Here is a 17,048-nt window from a genome sequence, read left to right on the forward strand (position 1 = left end):
ACCGGTGTCATTCTTGAGTGGAAAACGACGGCGGCGCAGCCGCTCCCCACCCCGATTTGAATTTGCACTGAGACGGCGAACCGCCTCCTACTCCCCAAAGCGACGACACAACAGGCCGCGCCGACACCGCTTGTTCTTTAAGAGTAACCGGTGTCATAATGAATGTGAAACGAGAGAAGGCCGGTGTCAAGGCCGCTTTGGGGAGAGAAAAAATGCTGCTTTTACGAGCGGTTGCGCTTGGATTGGCGTTGATGACCACGCCGATGGCGCTCGCCGCGACCGCTTTCCCCGGTGCGGTCGGCTGGGCCGCCGCCACTCCCGGCGGGCGCGGCGGGCAGGTGATTCGCGTGACCAATCTGAATGCAGATGGCCCCGGCTCGCTGCGCGCGGCGATCAACGCCAAGGGCCCGCGGATCATCGTGTTCGAGGTCGGCGGCGTCATCGACATGAAGCGCACGACGCTGACCATCGGCGAGCCCTTCGTCACCATCGCCGGGCAGACCGCGCCCTCACCCGGCATCACCCTCATCCGCGGCGGCATCGACGTGAAGACGCACGACGTCATCATGCGCCACATCCGCGTCCGGCCCGGGGTCGACGGGCAGGCCAAGCGCAGCGGCTGGGAAGTGGACGCGCTGTCGACGGTCGGCGCCTACAATATCATCGTCGACCATTGCACGATGACCTGGGCGCTCGACGAGAATCTCTCCGCCTCGGGCCCGCGCTTTACCGGCAAGACGGTGGAGGAGTGGCGGCGCGGCACCTCGCGCAACATCACCTTCTCCTACAACCTCCTCGCCGAAGGCCTCGCCGACGCCAGCCACCCGAAGGGCGAGCATTCCAAGGGCTCGCTGCTGCACGACAACGCCACCGGCATCCTCATTTACCGCAACCTCTATGCCCACAATGTCGAGCGCAATCCGCTGCTGAAGGGCGGCGTCCACGCGGCGGTGGTCAACAATCTCATCTACGACCCCGGCAAGCGTGCCATCCACTATAACCTCATGGCGCTCGAATGGGCGGGGCAGGACTATCAGACCGGCGAACTCGCCGCCGTCGGCAACGTCATGCGCGGCGGCCCCTCGACCGACGAGCGGCTGCCCTTCCTGATGTTAGGGGGCGACGGCGACCTGCGCTACCACGGTCGCGACAACATCGCCGTCGACAAGCATGGCGCCCAGCTGCCGATGTTCGGCCGCTACGGCGAGACGCGCGCCAAGCTGATCGAGGCCGACAAGCCGACCGTGTGGCCCGAGAAGCTCGACGTGCTGCCGGCGCGCGATGTCGAAACCCATGTGCTCGCCAACGCCGGCGCGCGGCCGTGGGACCGCGACGAGCATGACATCCGCGTGCTGTTCTTCGTCGCCGAAGGCCGCGGCGAGATCATCGACGACGAAGCGGTGGTCGGCGGCTACCCCGAGGCCACGCCGACCCGCGCGGCGTTTGTGGCCGCCGAGTGGAACCTCGACACGATGGAGCCGAAATCGGGCCGCTATCCGGGGCAGAAAGGGCCGATCCAGGAAAGCCTGTCGGCGCGCGACCGCGCGATGCGGCGCAACTGATGCTGGCGCTTGCCCTCCTCGCCGCCGCCGCAACCGTCGCGCCGCCAATGGTCGTCGTCGACCAGCAGGCGGTGATGCGCCGCGAGCCCGTGCCGCACGGCGCGATCGGCATGAGCACCGCCTACCGGATCAGCGACGTGGCGCCGGGCCGCACCATGGAATTCCGCCGCCGCGTCCTCGACGTCGGCGCCGCGATCGGCGCGCATGTCATCGACCATGACGAGGTCTATTATGTGCTGGCCGGCGAGGGCGAGGTGCTGTCCGACGGTAAGACGGCGGTGCTGAAGCCGGGGATGGCGGCGTATCTTTACAAGGGCGCCAATGTCGGGATTACGCAGCGGGGCAAGGTGCCGCTGGATCTGATCGTGTCCTACCCGTTGGCGGCGAAGAAGCCGTAATCAGCCACCCACGTCCGTCATACCGGCGAAAGCCGGTATCCAGTCGGCGGGTGGTCTGGATACCGGCTTTCGCCGGTATGACGGTTAGTGGGTTGGGGAAGAGCAGCCGCCCCTACCGCCGAACGTCGAAATTACCCTCGGCAAACGCCGCGAGATCGGCGCGCGTGAACAGCGACGCATCCCCCGGCAGCGAATGCTTGAGGCAGGTCAACGCCAACCCGCTGTGCACCGCCTTCTCCAGCCCCGCGCCATCGAGCAACCCGTGCAGCACGCCGGCCGCAAACGCATCGCCCGCGCCGATGCGATCGACGATGCCCGCGACGATCACCTCTTCGGTCTGCCACTGCCCATCGCGCGCATCGAGCCGCGCCGCGATCCGATGCCGGTCGGCATCGTCGACATGGCGCGCGGTCGAGGCGATCAGCTTGAAATTCGGGAAGGCGTCAAACGCCGCCTGCGCCGCCTCGCGCCGCCGCACCTCGCCGTCGCCCGAGAAGGGCTTGTCCAGCAGCAGCGCGATGTCGCGGTGGTTGCCGAAGAACAGCTCCGCCTCAGCGACCAGTTCGCGCAGGATCGCGCGCGGATCACCGTCCCAGCTCTCCCACAGCTTCGCGCGGTAATTGCCGTCGAAGCTGATGCGCACGCCGGCGGCCTTCGCGGCCTTCACCGCCGCCTTCGCCGCCGCCGCGCCAGCCGGCCCAAGCGCCGGGGTGATCCCCGACACATGCAGCCATTCGACGCCGTCCAGCGCCGCCGCCCAATCGACCTCGCCGGCGGCAAGCGCGAACGCCGACTGCGCGCGGTCATAGACGATGTCCGACGCGCGAAGCCCCGCGCCGGGCGTCAGGAAATAGAGACCCAATCGCCCCGGCCCCGTCGTCACCGTCGAAGTATCGACCCCACGCCGCCGCAGCTCGGCGATGGCGCCGTGGCCGATGACATTGTCCGGCACCCGCGACACCATCCGCGTCGCATGGCCAAGCGCCGACAGCCCAATCGCGACGTTCGCTTCGGCCCCGCCGAAGTGGAGGTCGAGCCGCGGCGACTGGAACAGCAGCTCGCGCCCCGACGGGGTCAGCCGCAGCAGCAACTCGCCGAAGCAGGCAACGCGCGCCATCTCAGCGCGCGAGCCAGCCGCCGTCGACGGCGAGCACATGGCCGTTGACGTAGTCCGACGCCGGCGAGGCGAGGAACACCGCCGCGCCACCGAGGTCCTCCGATGCGCCCCAGCGCCCGGCGGGAATACGGTCGAGGATCGAACGGTTGCGCGCTTCGTCTGCTTGCAAGGCCGCGGTGTTGTTAGTGGCGATATAGCCCGGCGCGATGGCGTTGACGTTGACGCCCTTCGCCGCCCACTCGTTGGCGAGCAGCTTGGTCAGCCCCGCCACACCCGACTTCGACGCGGTATAGCTCGGCACGCGGATGCCGCCCTGGAAGCTCAGCATCGAGGCGATGTTGATGATCTTGCCACGTCGTCGAGCGATCATGTGCTTGCCCGCCGCCTGGCAAAGAAAGAACACCGACTTCAGATTGGTGTCGATCACCGCGTCCCAGTCTTCCTCGGTGAAGTCGACCGCGTCGGCACGGCGGATGATGCCGGCGTTGTTGACGAGGATATCGAGTCCGCCGAGCCCCTCCACCGCCTGCGCCACCACGCCCTCCACCGGTGCGATCGACGACAGGTCGGCGCCGATCAGCAGCGCACGCCGGCCCAGCCCCTCGATCCGCGCCGCCGTCTCGGTCGCCGGCGACCGGCCGACCAGCGCCACGTCGGCGCCCGCCTCGGCGAGCGCCACCGCGATGCCCTGCCCGATGCCGGTGTTGGCGCCGGTGACGACCGCGACCCGGCCACTGAGGTCGAACGCGCCCATTATTGCAGCTGGCAGATGTCGAGGACGGACATGTCGGTATAGTCCTGATTCTCGCCCGCCATCGCCCAGATGAAGGCATAGGCGCGCGTGCCCGAGCCCATGTGCACCGACCAGGGCGGCGAGATCACCGCTTCCTCGTTCGCCATCACGATGTGCCGCATCGCCTCGCCCTCACCCATGTAGTGGAACACACGGTCGTTGGGGCCGTCGAGGCCGAAGTAGAAATAGATCTCCGATCGGCGCTCGTGGATGTGCGGCGGCATGGTGTTCCACACCGATCCGGGCTTCAGAACGGTCAGGCCCATGACCAGCTGCGCCGAATCGCAGACGCCGGGGATGACGAGCTGAAAGATCGTCCGCTCGTTCGATTCCTCGAGGCTGCCGCGCTCCAATGCATTGGCGTCAGCGATCGACAGCTTGCGCGTCTTGAAGCCTTTGTGCGCCGGGCAGGACGCCAGATAGAAGCGCGCCCCCTCGCCGGCGAAGCTGACGTCGGTCGCGCCCATCGTCACATAGACGCAGTCCATGTGGCCGAGCGTGAAGCTCTCGCCGTCGACGGTGACGCTGCCCTCGACCTGCCCGACGTTGACCACCGCCAGTTCGCGCCGTTCGAGGAAGGGATGGCCAGCGGCCGACGGCGGCTCGCTTTGCGTCGGCAGCTTCACCGGAGCGCCCGCCACCTGCACCCCGCCGATCACGAAGCGGTCGGCATGGGTGTAGTTGAGCACGCACTCGCCGGCACGGAACAGGCCGGAGATCAGGTAGCGGTCACGCAGTTCCTCGTTCGACACGCACTCCATCATGTCCGGGTGCGTCGCGTAATAGGTGCGTTCGAACATCGCTTTTCTCCCCAGGATCACCGGCTGCTTTTTCGTTTGGTAACCGGTGTCATTCGCGGCTGCAAGCTAAACCGGCTTTTGCTATCGCCTATTCCTGCGGAGGCGGCGCGACCGAGGCGCGGCGCACTAGCGCCGACGGGAAACGCGACTGCTTCCCCGGCCCGTCATCGTCGCCGGCGTCGCCGATCAGCTTGACCGCGGCCGAATAGGCCATCTGCAGGATTGGCCAGCGGACGGTGCTGAGCGGCGGCCAGATATGCGCGGCGATGGCGGTGTCGTCGAAGCCGACGATCGACAGATCTTCCGGGATGCTCAAGCCCCGCTGCCTCGCCGCATGCAGCACGCCCGCCGCCATTTCGTCGTTCGACGCGAAGATCGCGGTCGGTCGCGGGCTGCGGTCGAGCAGGCGCCGCGCTGCTTCGAGGCCGGAGGCGAAGGTATAGTCGCCCTGCGTCATATACCCCTTCGGGAGGTCGATGCCGGCCTCGGCCAATGCCGCCTCGAAGCCGATCCGCCGCTCCTTCGCCGAGCGGAAGCCCTGCGGCCCTTCGACAAGGCCGATGCGGCGATGCCCCTGCGCGATCAGATATTCGGTCGCGGCCTTCACCGCATCCTGGTCGTCCGACGCCACCATGCGGTCGGGCGTGTCGAGCATCGCCGAGCCCATGCGCGTGTAGCGACAGCCCGATTCCTCGCAGAGCCGCGCCAGCGCGTCATTTTCCGAGATCGGCGGGAGGAGCACGACGCCGAACAGCCGCTGCCGCTCGAGAAAGGCGCGAACATCGTCGAGCATCGCCGGCGAGCGGCGATCGACCGGCCGCACCACCAGTTCGAAATCGGTGCCGTGCAGCGCATCGAGGATGCCCTGCTGCACGCCCAGCACCATCTGCGAGTTCGGGTTGTCGTGGATCAGTCCGATCAGGAAATTGCGTCCCAGCGCCAGCGCCCGCGCCTGCGGGTTGGGCACATAGCCCAGCTCGTCGATCACGGTCTGCACCCGCTCGCGCGTGGCGTCGCTCAGCAGCGGCGAGCGGTTGATGACGCGGCTCACCGTCTTTTTCGACACGCCGGCGAGGCGGGCCACGTCGTTGATCGTGGCCTTCATGCGATCGCTCGCGGTCAGGGGGGCCTTGTCGGTCAAATCATCCTCCAGCGACGCGACCTTAGCGCAAGATTCTCGCTGCGCCATCCGGGCAGGGCTTGCCCCGCGCCGCGCATCGTCGCATGATGACACCGGTTACCTGATAAGAAATGCATTGGGGAGCAGAAAGTGGGAGCCAATTCGGCGCGGGTGGCGAGCCTTGGCGGCATGCATGCCTGATCTCGCGACGATCATGACCGCCGCGCCGGTAATCCCGGTGCTGGTGATCGACGATGTCGCCGACGCGGTGCCGCTCGCCGAGACCTTGGTCGCCGCCGGCCTGCCGGTGCTCGAAGTCACCTTCCGCACCGCCGCCGCGCTCGACGCCATCCGCGCGATGGCGAAGGTGCCGGGCGCGATCGTCGGCGCGGGCACGGTGCTCGACCCCGATCTCTACACCGCGGCGGTCGATGCGGGCGCCAGCTTCGCGGTCAGCCCCGGCCTCACCGACCGGCTGGCGCGCGCCGCCGCCGATGGCCCGGCACCGCTGCTGCCCGGCGTCGCCTCGGCGTCGGACATCATGCGTGCCCGCGATCATGGCTTCAGCCGCCTGAAATTCTTTCCGGCGTCGATCGCCGGCGGCATCCCGGCGCTGTCGGCCTATGCCTCGGTGTTCGGCGACCTGCGCTTCTGCCCGACCGGCGGGATCACCGCGGACAACGCCGCCGACTGGCTGGCGCTTCCCTTCGTCGACTGCGTCGGCGGCACCTGGATCGTCCCGCGCGGGGGTGCCCGCGACCTCACCGCCATCGCCGAGCGCGCTCGCCGCGCCGCTGCGCCGATCGCCTGAAGGACCTCGACAAATGCCGAAGCAGATCAGGCACGTTTGCCAATGACACCGGTTTCCTTTATCGTGACGACCAAGAACAAGAAGGGGGAGCGTCCGTGAGTTCAGAGCGTGATCGCGATGCGATCGCCGGGCGTTTCCGTGCCGCGCGGCGCGCCGCCGGCAGCTTCGCCGACTTCCCCGGTGAGCTTCCCGCCACCCTCGACGAAGCCTATGCCGTGCAGGACGCGGCGATCACCGGCTGGGACCGCCCGGTGCTCGGCTGGAAGGTCGGCCGTATCATGCCGCCGTTCGAGGAAGCGCTCGGCGCCGAACGCCTCGCCGGCCCGATCTTCGATGTGCGCGAGGGCGAACCCGCCATGCCGGTGTTCGCCGATGGCTTTGCGGCGGGCGAGGCGGAATTCCTGTTGCGGCTCGGCGCGGTGCCCGCCGGCAAGACGCGCTTCACGCTCGATGCTGCCGCCGACGCTATTGACGCCGTGCACCTCGGCATCGAGATCGCCAGCTCGCCACTGCGGCCGATCAACGATATCGGCCCGGCGGCGGTCGTCTCCGACTTCGGCAACAACAACGGCCTCGTCGTCGGCCCGGCGATCGAGAACTGGCGGATCAGCGGCTTCGAGGACTGGACCGTCACGACGCTGATCGACGGCGTCGCCGTCGGCACGGGGGCCGCGCGCGGCTTTCCCGACGGCGCGATCGGCGCCGTGCGCTTCTTCCTTGAACTGATGGCGCGGCGCGGCATTGCGATCGTGCCCGGCTGGTGGATTTCATCCGGCGCGGTCACCGGCGTCCACGAGGCAAAGCCCGGCCAGACGGTCGAGGCGCGCTTCGACGGCCACGGCAGCGTCAAATGCCGTCTCGAAGCGGCGCAACCGAGCTAAGGAATACCCTGGGGAGGGATTGAGATGGCGAGTGTGACTGAGGCGACGACGCCGGAAGGCGGCCGCGTCGGGCGGGTGCGCTGGACGATCTGCGCGCTGCTCTTCTTTGCAACGACGATCAACTACATCGACCGGCAGATGATCAGCGTCCTGAAGCCGACGCTGGAGGCGGAGTTCGGCTGGAGCGAGACCACCTATGCCGACATCGTCTTCGCCTTTCAGCTCTCCTACGCCATCGGCTATTTCATCTTCGGTCACGTCATGGACCGCATCGGCGCGCGCTACGGCTATTCGCTCGCCGCGCTGATCTGGGGCACCGCCGCGATGATGACCTCGGCGGCGCGCGACGTCGGCCATTTCATGCTCGCGCGTTTCGTGCTCGGCCTCGGCGAATCGGGCAACTTCCCCGCCGGCATCAAGGCGGTGGCGGAGTGGTTCCCGAAGAAGGAGCGCGCGTTCGCGGTCGGTATCTTCAACGCCGGCGCGAATATCGGCGCGATCCTGACGCCGCTGATCGCGCCGCTGCTCGTCGTCGCCTTCGGCTGGCGCGCCGCCTTCCTGATCACCGGCGGACTCGTGTTCGTGTGGATCGCCATCTGGCTGCTCGTCTATCGCAGCCCGCGCGAGAAGAAGAACCTGTCGGCGGCCGAGCTCGCCTATATCGAGAGCGACCCCGCCGACACGCCCGGCAAGGTGCCGTGGAGCAGCCTGCTGCGCCGCCGCCAGACCTGGGCTTACGCGGTCGGCAAATTCCTGATCGACCCGATCTGGTTCTTCCTGCTGTTCTGGCTGCCTGACTTCTTCGCCAAGCAGCACGGGCTCGACCTGATGACCTTCGGCCCGCCGCTGGTCGCCATCTACATCATCTCCGATGTCGGCTCTGTGGCCGGCGGCTGGCTGTCGTCGGCGCTGATCAAGCGCGGCTGGACGATCAACCGCGCCCGCAAGACGGCGATGCTGATCTGCGCGTTGTGCGTGCCGCCGGTGGCGTTGGCACCCGGGATCGACAATCTGTGGACGGCAGTGCTGCTGATCGGCCTCGCCACCGCCGCGCACCAGGGCTTCTCCGCCAATCTCTACACGCTGCCGTCCGACCTGTTTCCGCGCAAAGCGGTGGGCGGGGTCATCGGCATCGGCGGCACCATCGGCGCGATCGGCGGCATGTTCATGGCGAAGTTCACCGGCTGGATGCTCGACACCACCGGCAGCTATGTGCCGATGTTCATCATCGCCGGCTCCGCCTACCTCGTCGCGCTGCTCGCCATCCACCTGCTGGTGCCGCGGATGGAGCCGGTCGAGGAGGTCTGACCCTCTCGACCGACAACCGATACCCGCCGACAAACCGGCATCGACGCTCGGTCACGTTCCGCCTAGATTGCAGGGCGTGACCGAGCGTGATCGTCAGCCTTTCAGCCGGATGCTCTCCGCCTACCGCAAGCGGGCGGGGCTGTCGCAACTGTCGCTGTCGCTCGAAGCCGCCCTTTCCACCCGCCACCTCGGCTTCCTCGAAAGCAGCCGCGCGCGGCCGAGCGCCACCATGGTGAAGAAGCTCGCAACCGCGCTGGCGCTGACCGACAGCGAGCGCGACGGGCTGCTCGTCGCCGCCGGCTTCGCGCCGTGGCGGATCGACACCGGTCCCGCCGACCAGCCGCTGATGACCGGTGGCGCCATCGGCGCGCTCGCCTTCGACAGCGCGGTGGCGATGGCGACCGCGGACGACGCCGAGACGGTCGTGGCGCTCGCAGCACGCCTGTTCGGGGCCGTCGGCATCGATCAATTCATCAGCGGCACGCTGCGCCGCGGCCTCGACGGCCGCTGGCTGATCGAGCGCGATATCGCCGGCCGGCCGGCGATCGGCTGGCTCAGCCATATCGAGATCAACGACTATCGTGATCGCGACGTGCTGGTCTCGATCACCTCGCGGGCGCATCGCGGCTTCGTGTGGGAGGATGTGACGCGCGTGCCGCTCGCCGCCGACCAGCGCCGCATCCTCGACGAGGCGAACGACTTCGGCATCACCAGCGGGTTCGTGTTTCCGGTGCAACGCGGCGACGGCAGCGTCCGCGCGCTGACCTCCTGGGCGGAACGGCTCGATCCCGCCGACCCCGCGCTGCGCGCCGCGGCCGGGCTGGTCGCCGCCGCGCTGATCGACAATCTCGACCGGCTGCGCGCCGATGCGCATCCGGCGAACACGCCGGCCCGGCTGCCCGACGCCCATCGCGACGTGCTCGGCTGGATCGGCGCGGGCCGCTCGGTGGCCTGGATCGCCGCGCGTCGCAGCCGCACCGAGGAGGAGACGCGCGACCTGATCGGCGCGGCGACCCGCGCGATGGGTGCCTCGTCGCCCGCGCAGGCGACCACGCGCGCCGTCGCGCTCGGCCTGCTGGCGGCTTGACCTACCTGCCAGATAATCGACGCCCCCGCGTCGCTTGACGCATCATCCGTATTATCTAAATAATACACATGGCATTTACGGAGAGCGCATATGGCCCGACTGTTGTTGCCGATCGCCGCCGCCGCGCTGCTCGCTAGCCCGGCCGTCGCCCGCACCCCGGACATTCGCACCGAAGACGTCGAGCGTTTCTACGCGCTCTATGACGCGGCCGGCGGCAAGCCGACCGCCGAGGTGCTCCAGCGCGACTACCTCGACAAGGGCACGCCCGGCCTGAAGGAGTTCGCGCGGCTGCGCCGCATCACCGGCGAGCGCATCGCCGCCGCCATTGCGCAAACGCCGAAGGTTTACACCGACGCCCGCGACTGCGCGGCGCTGTTGCCGAAGATCACGGCACGCCTGAGCGCTTCGCTGACGCGGCTCGGCGAAATCTACCCCGAAGCGAGTTTCCCGCCGGTCACCCTGACGATCGGGCGCAGCCGGCCGGTCGGGGTCGCCAATGCGACGGGCGTCTACATCGGCCTGGAGGCTTTGTGCGCCTGGGAAATGCCCGACCCCGACCGCGAGAACCGCTTCGTCCATGTCATCGCGCATGAATTTGTCCACGTGCAGCAGCCCGGCGCGCAGGTGGAGGATGACAAGGCCTCGGTGCTTCATGCCTCGCTGCTCGAAGGCGGCGCCGAGCTCATCGGCGAACTGATGTCGGGCTCGCTCTCGTACAAGCACCTGCTCACCGCGACGCGCGGGCGGGAGAAAGAATTCGAGACGGCGTTTCTCGCCGATATCGACAAGCCGGCGATGGGCTCCAACTGGCTCTACAACGGCCTCGGCACACCCGAGAATCCGACCGATCTCGGCTATTGGATCGGCTACCGTATCGCGAAGGCCTATTATGCCAAAGCCCAGGACAAGCGCGCCGCGGTCAAGGCGATCATCGAAATGAAGGACCCCAAAGCCTTCCTCGCCGCCAGCGGCTGGACGCCGGGGATGCGCTTCTAACGCGTCTAGCGCGCGTAGGCCCCCACGCGCCCGACGCGCGAAAGCCCTTGCGGGATGCGCGGCAGCCGCGCAACTCGGGGGCGACGGGAAACGGGGAGCAGGCATGAGGATTTCGCGACGGCATTTGGTCGGCCTGATGGCGGCGACGGCGCTGACGCCGCGGCCCGCGCTGGCGCAGGGCGATGCCGCGGCTCGGCTGCGCGACCTGCTCGACGCCAGCGAGGCGGCCGATGTCCGCCGCAATCCGCTGGGTGCCGTGCGGAAAGGCGCCGCGCCCGCCGGCCCGGCCTTCGTCGATCCCTTAAGCGACGGCTATCGCGCCGCGCTCCTCGCCGACAAGACGCGCGAGCTGGCGGCGCTGAACGCGATCGACCGCGCCGCGCTGCCACCCACCGACCGCATCGCCTATGACGTGTTCGACTATCGCACCCGCCAATCGCTCGGGTTCGTCGAGAGCGGGCTGTTCGACGTGACGCGGAAGACGCCGCTCAATGCCTCCTTCGGCCTGCAGGTCGAATTCCCCGACTTCGCCGCCGATGCATCCTACGCGTCGCTCGCCGACTATGAGGCCGGCCTGGCGCGCCTGGAGGGCTTCGCCGGCCACCTGGCCAGCACGATCGACTGGCTGAAGCGCGGGCGCGCCGAGGGCTATGTGCAGTCGAAGGTGATCGCCGCCAACGTGCTGGCGCAGGTCGACGCGATGCTGAAGATCGCGCCCGCCGACAGCCCGTTCATGGCGGTGACGAAGAAGATGCCGAACGCGCTCTCCGCCACCGACCGCGAGCGGCTGGCCAAAGCCTATGCCGAGGTGACCGAGCGGCGCATCTACCCCGGCTACCACCTGTGGCAGACCTATCTGCGCGAAACCTACCTCCCTGCCGCCACCGAGGCGCCGGGCCGCTGGGCGATGAAGGATGGCGCGGCGCTCTACGCCGCCGACCTCGCGCGCCACACCACCACGACGATGAGTGCCGCCGAAATCCACGCGCTCGGCCTTACCGAGGTCACGCGCATCCGCGCCGAGATGGAGAAGGTGCGCCAGGACGTCGGCTTCAAGGGCGACCTCAAGGCCTTCTTCGAGCATGTCCGCACCGACCCGCGCTATTATTATACCAAGCCCGCGGACCTGCTCGCCCGCTTCAAGGCGATCGAGGACAAGATCTGGCCGGCGATCCCCAAGCTGTTCCACAACCGCCCGAAGGCGCCGTTCGAGGTCCGCCCGCTGCCCGCGCTCGGCGACCAGCGCGGCACCGGCTATTACCGCGCCGGGCCGCCCGACGGCGTGTCGCCCGGCATCCTGTTCTTCAACATGTCGATGCTGAACACCCGGCCGATCCCGACGCTCGAAACGCTGACCTTGCACGAAGGCATCCCCGGCCATCATTTCCAGATCACGCTGGCCCGCGAGAACGCGGCGCTGCCGCCGCTGCTCCGCTACGGCAGCTCGACCGCCTACAGCGAGGGCTGGGGTCTCTATGCGGAATCACTCGGGCGCAAACTCTGCATGTTCACCGACCCGATGCAGTGGTTCGGCCATCTCGACATGGAGATGCTGCGCGCGGTGCGGCTGGTGGTCGATACCGGCCTGCATGCGCAGCGCTGGGAGCGGCAGCGGGCGATCGACTATATGCTCGACAACACGTCGATGGCGCCGCGCGACGTGGCGGTGGAGATCGACCGCTACATTTCCCATCCGGGCCAGGCCTGCAGCTATAAGATCGGCGAGCTGAAGATGAAGGCGCTGCGCGAGAAGGCGGCAACGGCGCTCGGCAGCCGCTTCGACGTGCGCGACTTCCACGCCCAGGTGCTCGATACCGGCGCGCTGCCGATGGCGGTGCTGGAAGCAAAGATCGACGGCTGGCTGGCCGCGCCGCCCGCATGATGTAGTAGGGGACGATGGCGGCAGGAGCGTAGCGGATGGCGGATGCGAGCGGATTCGGGGTCGGGCCGGCGGTGGTGCTGCTCGCGGCGGGCGTCGTCGCGGTGCCGATCTTCCGGCGCCTCGGCCTCGGCTCGGTGCTCGGCTACCTGAGCGCCGGGCTTATCATTGGCCCGTTCGGCCTCGGCCTGTTCAACGATGCCGAAGCGCTGCTGCACATCGCCGAACTGGGCGTGGTGCTGTTCCTGTTCATCATCGGGCTTGAGATGCGCCCATCGAAGCTGTGGAAGCTCCGAAAACAGATCTTCGGCCTCGGCGCCGCGCAGGTGCTGACCTGCGGCGCGCTGCTGACCGGCGTCGGCGTGCTGGCCGGCCTCGCGCCCGCCGTCGCGGCCGTTGCGGCGATGGGCTTCGTGCTCTCCTCGACCGCGGTCATCATGCAGATGCTCGAGGAGGAAGGCGACAAGGCCGAGCCCGAGGGGCAGCGCGCCATCGCCATCCTGCTGCTGGAAGACCTCGCCATCGTACCGCTGCTCGCCCTCGTCGCGCTGTGGGCGGCGTTCAACGGCCAGGCGGCCGAGGCGTCGATGCCGTTCTGGCAGAGCGCCGGCATCGCGATCGGTGCGCTCGCCGCGCTGATCGCCGCCGGCCGCTGGCTGCTCGATCCCTTCTTCGGGCTGATCGCCCGCGCCGGCGCCCGTGAGGTGCTGACCGCCGCCGCCCTTCTGGTGGTGCTCGGGTCGGCGCTGTTCATGCAGACGGCGGGCCTGTCGATGGCGATGGGCGCCTTCCTCGCCGGCGTGCTGCTCTCCGAATCAAGCTTCCGCCATCAGCTTGAGGCCGACATCGAGCCGTTCCGCGGCATCCTGCTCGGGCTGTTCTTCCTGTCGGTCGGCATGTCGCTCAACCTCACCATCGTGTTCAGCGAGGGGCAGCTGGTGCTCGGCGGCGTGCTCGCCTTCATGATCGTCAAGGCGATCGGCATCTACGGCATCGCCCGCGCCGCGCATTCGGACCACCGTGCCGCCACTCACCGCGCCGCGCTGTTCGCACAGGGCGGCGAGTTCGCCTTCGTACTCTATGCCGCCGCGCTCGCGGTCGGGCTGTTCGACGCCCGCATCTCCGCGATCATGACCGCGATCGTCATCCTGTCGATGGCGCTGACCCCGCTCGTCCTCATCGCCCAGAAGCGGATGCGCCGCGACGCGCCGGTGTCGATGGAGGGGATCGACAAGGCGGAAGATCTGCGCGGCCGCGTGCTGTTCATCGGCTTCGGCCGCTTCGGGCAGGTGGCGAGCCAGGCGCTGTTGTCGCGCCGCGTCGAGCTGGCGCTGATCGAGACCGACGTCGAGATGATCCGCGCCGCCGCCAATTTCGGCTTCAAGATCCACTATGGCGACGGCACGCGCTTGGACGTGCTTCATGCCTCGGGCGCCGCCACCGCCGAGGCGATCCTCGTCTGTGTCGAAAAGCCCGAGATCGCCGACCAGATCGTCGCGCTGTGCAAGGCGGAGTTCCCGCTGGCCCAGCTCTACGTCCGCTCCTTCGATCGCGGCCATGCGCTGCGGCTGATCCAGGCCGGTGTCGATTTCCAGATCCGCGAGACCTTCGAATCCGCGCTGGTGTTCAGCGAGGCGGTGCTGACCGGCCTCGGCTTCGAGGAGGAGGATGCCCGCGAAGCCATCGCCGAGGTGCGCGAGCGCGACGAGCAGCGGGTCGAGCTGGAGCTGGTCGGCGGCCTCACCGCCGGCCGCGTCCTGTTGCGCGGCAACATGGTGACGCCCGAGCCGGAGCCCTTCTTCCCGCGCGCCAGATCGGCCGCGCCCGCTGACAGCTGAGCCTCAGCTCATCGCGCGGTAGACGAGGTTCCGGCCGGCGCCCTTCGCGCGGTAGAGCTGCTGGTCGGCGCGGCGAACCAGCTCAGCGAGCGTCTCGCCGGGGCGAAACTCCGCGACGCCGCCGCTGACGCTGATGATCGGCGAGCCGCCCTCGCGCTCGGTCAGCACCGCCAGCCGGATCGCTTCCGCCGACAGCCGGCAGGGTTCCGCCGTCGTTTGTTCGACCAGTATGGCGAACTCCTCGCCGCCGGTGCGCGCGATCAGCGCCGAGGACGGCGCGGCGCGCTTCAGGATCGCGGCAAAGGCGGCGATCACCTCGTCGCCGACGTCATGGCCGTGCGCATCGTTGATCGCCTTGAAATGATCGAGGTCGAACAGCGCGATCGACAGCGGCTGGCCCTCGTCGGCCGCGCGTTTCAGCGCCTGTTCGGCGCGCCGGTCGAAGCCGCGGCGGTTGGCGATACCGGTCAGCGCATCGGTCTCCGCCTCGCCGCGCGACCGGTCGGTAACATCCTTCACCAGCACCAACAGGATGAGGAGGCCGACGCCGAGCATCATCACCGCGCCGCCCGCCTGTGAGATCAGCGCATAGGTGCTGCCGGCATAGGCCTTGGCGGTCGGCCCGGACCCGAAGGCGACCGCGAGGAACGCCTTGGCGATGAAGAAGGCCGACATCAGCACGAAATAGCCGGCGACGAAGCGGTAGAGCGGCGCGGGGCGCGGCACCCGCGTCATCACCACCACCGTCCAGGCGCAGGCGAGCGCTAGCGGCAGCTGGAAGAACAGCTCGTAGGGCATGCTGTCCCGCTCGCCGCCCCAGATCGCAGCGCGGAGTGCCAAGCCGGTGACGAAGATGGTCAACGGGATTCCGCGCGTCGTCGCGACGCCGCAGAAGCGCGCGAAGGCGTGACCGATCAGCAGCATCGCCGCTAGCGAGGTCGCATAGCTCGTCGCGCTGAACAGCGTCGTGTAGGGGGTCAGCCGCACCAGGATTTCGCTGAGCGGGGTCAGCGCGCCGACCGAATAGGCGAGCGCGAACCACAGCGCCTGCCGCTGTGCGCGGAACACGAGGGCGAGCGCCGCGAAACTGCCTGCGAACAGCAGCGCGATGCCGACGTTCACCGCCATCGAGAAGATTGCGCCCGTCATTTTGCCCCTGTCGCCACCTTGCCGATTGGCGCGGCGGCGGCAAGGGGCGATGCGACGACCTGCGGCTAGGCGCTCGCCATCCAATCCCGCTTGATCTTCTTGGCGAGGCTCCAGCGGTGGACTTCGCTGGGGCCGTCGTAGATGCGGAAGGCGCGGACTTCGCGGAAGATCTGCTCGACGATCGTGTCGCCCGAGACGCCGGCCCCACCCATCACCTGCACGCAACGATCCGCGATGCGGAACAGCGCTTCCGACACCGCCACCTTCGCCATCGAGCTTTCGACGGTGCCGAGCGCACCGGTGTCGAGCACGTCGGCGCACCAGTCGATCATCAGCCGCGCCTGCTGGATGTCGATGAGATTGTCGGCGAGCATGAAGCCGACGCCCTCGTGATCGACCAGCGGCTTGCCGAACGCCTGGCGCTTGCAGGCATAGGCGGTGGCGATCTCGTTGGCGCGGATGCAGCCGCCGAGCCAGCGCATGCAGTGGGTCAGCCGCGCCGGGGCCAAGCGGATCTGCGCATATTTGAAGCCCTCGCCGGGCTCGCCGAGCATCTGGTCTGCGGGCACGCGCAGGCCATCGATGCTGATGATCGCGTGGCCGCCGGGCATCGAGCTGTCGATGGTGTCGAGCACCCGGTCGATGCGGATGGCGGGATCGGGCAGGTCGACGAGGAACATCGACGCGCCCGCCTCGGTCTTCGCCATGACGATGCCGACCGACGCGCCTTCCGCCCCGGTGATGAACGCCTTGCGGCCCGAGATCACCCAGTGATTGCCGTCGAGCACGGCGGTGGTCTGCATCATCGACGGGTCGGAGCCGGCGCCATTCTCCTCGGCGGGCTCGGTCATGAAGAAGGCCGAGCGCGCGCGGCCCGACACCAAAGGATCGAGGAAGCGCGCCTTCAACTCCGGCGTGCCGACCTTGCCGAGCAGGTACATATTGCCCTCGTCGGGCGCCATCACGTTGACCGCCAGCGGCCCGAGCGGCGACAGGCCCGAGGCGATCAGCACCTGCGCGGTGCCGCGGTGGCTCAGGTGGGAGCCGTCGTCGAAGATGTGCGGGGTCAGCAGCCCGGCGTCGCGCGCCAGCCCGCGCAGCTCCTGGACCAGCTCGTCGGAAGGGCCATGCGCGCCGCAGCGCGGGTCCTGCTCATAGGGCGCGACCACCTCGCGGACGAACGCTTCCACACGGGCGGCAATGGCGGCGGCGTCTCGACCCTCGGCGTGCATGCGCTCTACTCCTGTTCGGCTTGCGCCTCATGCCACCCCGGTAGCGGAGCGTCACCCGTCAAGCCTGACAGCCGCGC

15 protein-coding genes are annotated in these 17,048 nt (G+C 68.5%); 9 read left to right on the forward strand and 6 right to left on the reverse strand.

What is annotated here, in order from left to right:
- The first annotated feature begins 212 nt into the window (after nt 1-212).
- Both ACFOMD_RS17085 and ACFOMD_RS17090 read left to right on the forward strand, forming a co-directional pair.
- On the forward strand, nt 213-1,562 hold the full coding sequence (locus tag ACFOMD_RS17085) for a pectate lyase family protein (protein ID WP_380863630.1): 1,350 nt from the start codon (nt 213-215) through the stop codon (nt 1,560-1,562).
- Nucleotides 1,562-1,960, forward strand: a complete 399-nt coding sequence (locus ACFOMD_RS17090; RefSeq protein WP_380863632.1) for a cupin domain-containing protein — start codon at nt 1,562-1,564, stop codon at nt 1,958-1,960. The genes ACFOMD_RS17085 and ACFOMD_RS17090 overlap by 1 nt, the downstream gene beginning before the upstream one ends.
- A gap of 112 nt (nt 1,961-2,072) precedes the next feature.
- On the opposite strand, the gene ACFOMD_RS17095 is transcribed toward ACFOMD_RS17090, so the two are convergent.
- The 4 genes from ACFOMD_RS17095 to ACFOMD_RS17110 all read right to left on the reverse strand — a co-directional run bounded on the left by ACFOMD_RS17095 (nt 2,073) and on the right by ACFOMD_RS17110 (nt 5,775).
- Complete coding sequence (locus ACFOMD_RS17095; protein ID WP_380863634.1) at nt 2,073-3,077, reverse strand: PfkB family carbohydrate kinase; 1,005 nt, start codon at nt 3,075-3,077, stop codon at nt 2,073-2,075.
- Between the two features lies 1 nt (nt 3,078).
- Nucleotides 3,079-3,834 (reverse strand): 2-dehydro-3-deoxy-D-gluconate 5-dehydrogenase KduD, encoded by a 756-nt coding sequence (gene kduD / locus ACFOMD_RS17100; RefSeq protein ID WP_380863683.1) that lies wholly within the window; start codon nt 3,832-3,834, stop codon nt 3,079-3,081.
- Entirely contained in the window at nt 3,831-4,670 is an 840-nt protein-coding gene (kduI, locus tag ACFOMD_RS17105) for a 5-dehydro-4-deoxy-D-glucuronate isomerase (protein WP_380863636.1), read from the reverse strand. Before kduI ends, kduD begins: the two co-directional genes overlap by 4 nt.
- 88 nt (nt 4,671-4,758) lie before the next feature.
- Nucleotides 4,759-5,775 (reverse strand): LacI family DNA-binding transcriptional regulator, encoded by a 1,017-nt coding sequence (locus tag ACFOMD_RS17110; RefSeq protein ID WP_380863685.1) that lies wholly within the window; start codon nt 5,773-5,775, stop codon nt 4,759-4,761.
- 208 nt (nt 5,776-5,983) lie between these two features.
- Here ACFOMD_RS17110 and eda point away from each other — a divergent pair, with 208 nt between their 5' ends.
- From eda to ACFOMD_RS17145, 7 genes are all read left to right on the forward strand, one after another.
- Nucleotides 5,984-6,601: a bifunctional 4-hydroxy-2-oxoglutarate aldolase/2-dehydro-3-deoxy-phosphogluconate aldolase gene (gene eda, locus ACFOMD_RS17115; protein ID WP_380863638.1), complete on the forward strand. Its 618-nt coding sequence runs from the start codon at nt 5,984-5,986 to the stop codon at nt 6,599-6,601.
- A gap of 95 nt (nt 6,602-6,696) precedes the next feature.
- The gene (locus ACFOMD_RS17120) at nt 6,697-7,482 is read left to right on the forward strand and encodes a 2-keto-4-pentenoate hydratase (RefSeq protein WP_380863640.1); all 786 of its coding nucleotides are present in this window, start codon (nt 6,697-6,699) and stop codon (nt 7,480-7,482) included.
- Between the two features lie 24 nt (nt 7,483-7,506).
- The gene (locus tag ACFOMD_RS17125) at nt 7,507-8,790 is read left to right on the forward strand and encodes an MFS transporter (protein WP_380863642.1); all 1,284 of its coding nucleotides are present in this window, start codon (nt 7,507-7,509) and stop codon (nt 8,788-8,790) included.
- 76 nt (nt 8,791-8,866) lie between these two features.
- Complete coding sequence (locus tag ACFOMD_RS17130; protein ID WP_380863644.1) at nt 8,867-9,877, forward strand: autoinducer binding domain-containing protein; 1,011 nt, start codon at nt 8,867-8,869, stop codon at nt 9,875-9,877.
- 90 nt (nt 9,878-9,967) lie between these two features.
- Nucleotides 9,968-10,873 (forward strand): DUF2268 domain-containing putative Zn-dependent protease, encoded by a 906-nt coding sequence (locus tag ACFOMD_RS17135; protein ID WP_380863646.1) that lies wholly within the window; start codon nt 9,968-9,970, stop codon nt 10,871-10,873.
- A gap of 103 nt (nt 10,874-10,976) precedes the next feature.
- Nucleotides 10,977-12,755, forward strand: coding sequence for a DUF885 domain-containing protein (locus ACFOMD_RS17140; RefSeq protein ID WP_380863648.1), 1,779 nt, complete (start codon nt 10,977-10,979; stop codon nt 12,753-12,755).
- 35 nt (nt 12,756-12,790) lie between these two features.
- Nucleotides 12,791-14,590, forward strand: coding sequence for a monovalent cation:proton antiporter-2 (CPA2) family protein (locus ACFOMD_RS17145; RefSeq protein WP_380863650.1), 1,800 nt, complete (start codon nt 12,791-12,793; stop codon nt 14,588-14,590).
- Between the two features lie 3 nt (nt 14,591-14,593).
- On the opposite strand, the gene ACFOMD_RS17150 is transcribed toward ACFOMD_RS17145, so the two are convergent.
- Together ACFOMD_RS17150 and ACFOMD_RS17155 are read right to left on the reverse strand one after the other, a co-directional pair.
- Nucleotides 14,594-15,739, reverse strand: coding sequence for a GGDEF domain-containing protein (locus tag ACFOMD_RS17150; RefSeq protein WP_380863652.1), 1,146 nt, complete (start codon nt 15,737-15,739; stop codon nt 14,594-14,596).
- A gap of 65 nt (nt 15,740-15,804) precedes the next feature.
- Complete coding sequence (locus ACFOMD_RS17155) at nt 15,805-16,971, reverse strand: acyl-CoA dehydrogenase family protein (RefSeq protein ID WP_380863654.1); 1,167 nt, start codon at nt 16,969-16,971, stop codon at nt 15,805-15,807.
- Between the last annotated feature and the right edge of the window lie 77 nt (nt 16,972-17,048).

Origin of the sequence: Sphingoaurantiacus capsulatus (assembly GCF_042648405.1) — a bacterium.
Classification (GTDB): domain Bacteria; phylum Pseudomonadota; class Alphaproteobacteria; order Sphingomonadales; family Sphingomonadaceae; genus Sphingoaurantiacus; species Sphingoaurantiacus capsulatus.

Bases quoted from the DNA above. Each gene is read 5' to 3' on its own strand.
- ACFOMD_RS17110 (WP_380863685.1), bottom strand. From the start codon at position 5,775: ATGAAGGCCACGATCAACGACGTGGCCCGCCTCGCCGGCGTGTCGAAA.
- ACFOMD_RS17150 (WP_380863652.1), bottom strand. From the start codon at position 15,739: ATGACGGGCGCAATCTTCTCGATGGCGGTGAACGTCGGCATCGCGCTG.
- ACFOMD_RS17145 (WP_380863650.1), top strand. From the start codon at position 12,791: ATGGCGGATGCGAGCGGATTCGGGGTCGGGCCGGCGGTGGTGCTGCTC.
- ACFOMD_RS17085 (WP_380863630.1), top strand. From the start codon at position 213: ATGCTGCTTTTACGAGCGGTTGCGCTTGGATTGGCGTTGATGACCACG.
- ACFOMD_RS17090 (WP_380863632.1), top strand. From the start codon at position 1,562: ATGCTGGCGCTTGCCCTCCTCGCCGCCGCCGCAACCGTCGCGCCGCCA.
- ACFOMD_RS17125 (WP_380863642.1), top strand. From the start codon at position 7,507: ATGGCGAGTGTGACTGAGGCGACGACGCCGGAAGGCGGCCGCGTCGGG.
- ACFOMD_RS17095 (WP_380863634.1), bottom strand. From the start codon at position 3,077: ATGGCGCGCGTTGCCTGCTTCGGCGAGTTGCTGCTGCGGCTGACCCCG.
- ACFOMD_RS17135 (WP_380863646.1), top strand. From the start codon at position 9,968: ATGGCCCGACTGTTGTTGCCGATCGCCGCCGCCGCGCTGCTCGCTAGC.
- ACFOMD_RS17155 (WP_380863654.1), bottom strand. From the start codon at position 16,971: ATGCACGCCGAGGGTCGAGACGCCGCCGCCATTGCCGCCCGTGTGGAA.
- eda (WP_380863638.1), top strand. From the start codon at position 5,984: ATGCCTGATCTCGCGACGATCATGACCGCCGCGCCGGTAATCCCGGTG.
- kduI (WP_380863636.1), bottom strand. From the start codon at position 4,670: ATGTTCGAACGCACCTATTACGCGACGCACCCGGACATGATGGAGTGC.
- ACFOMD_RS17140 (WP_380863648.1), top strand. From the start codon at position 10,977: ATGAGGATTTCGCGACGGCATTTGGTCGGCCTGATGGCGGCGACGGCG.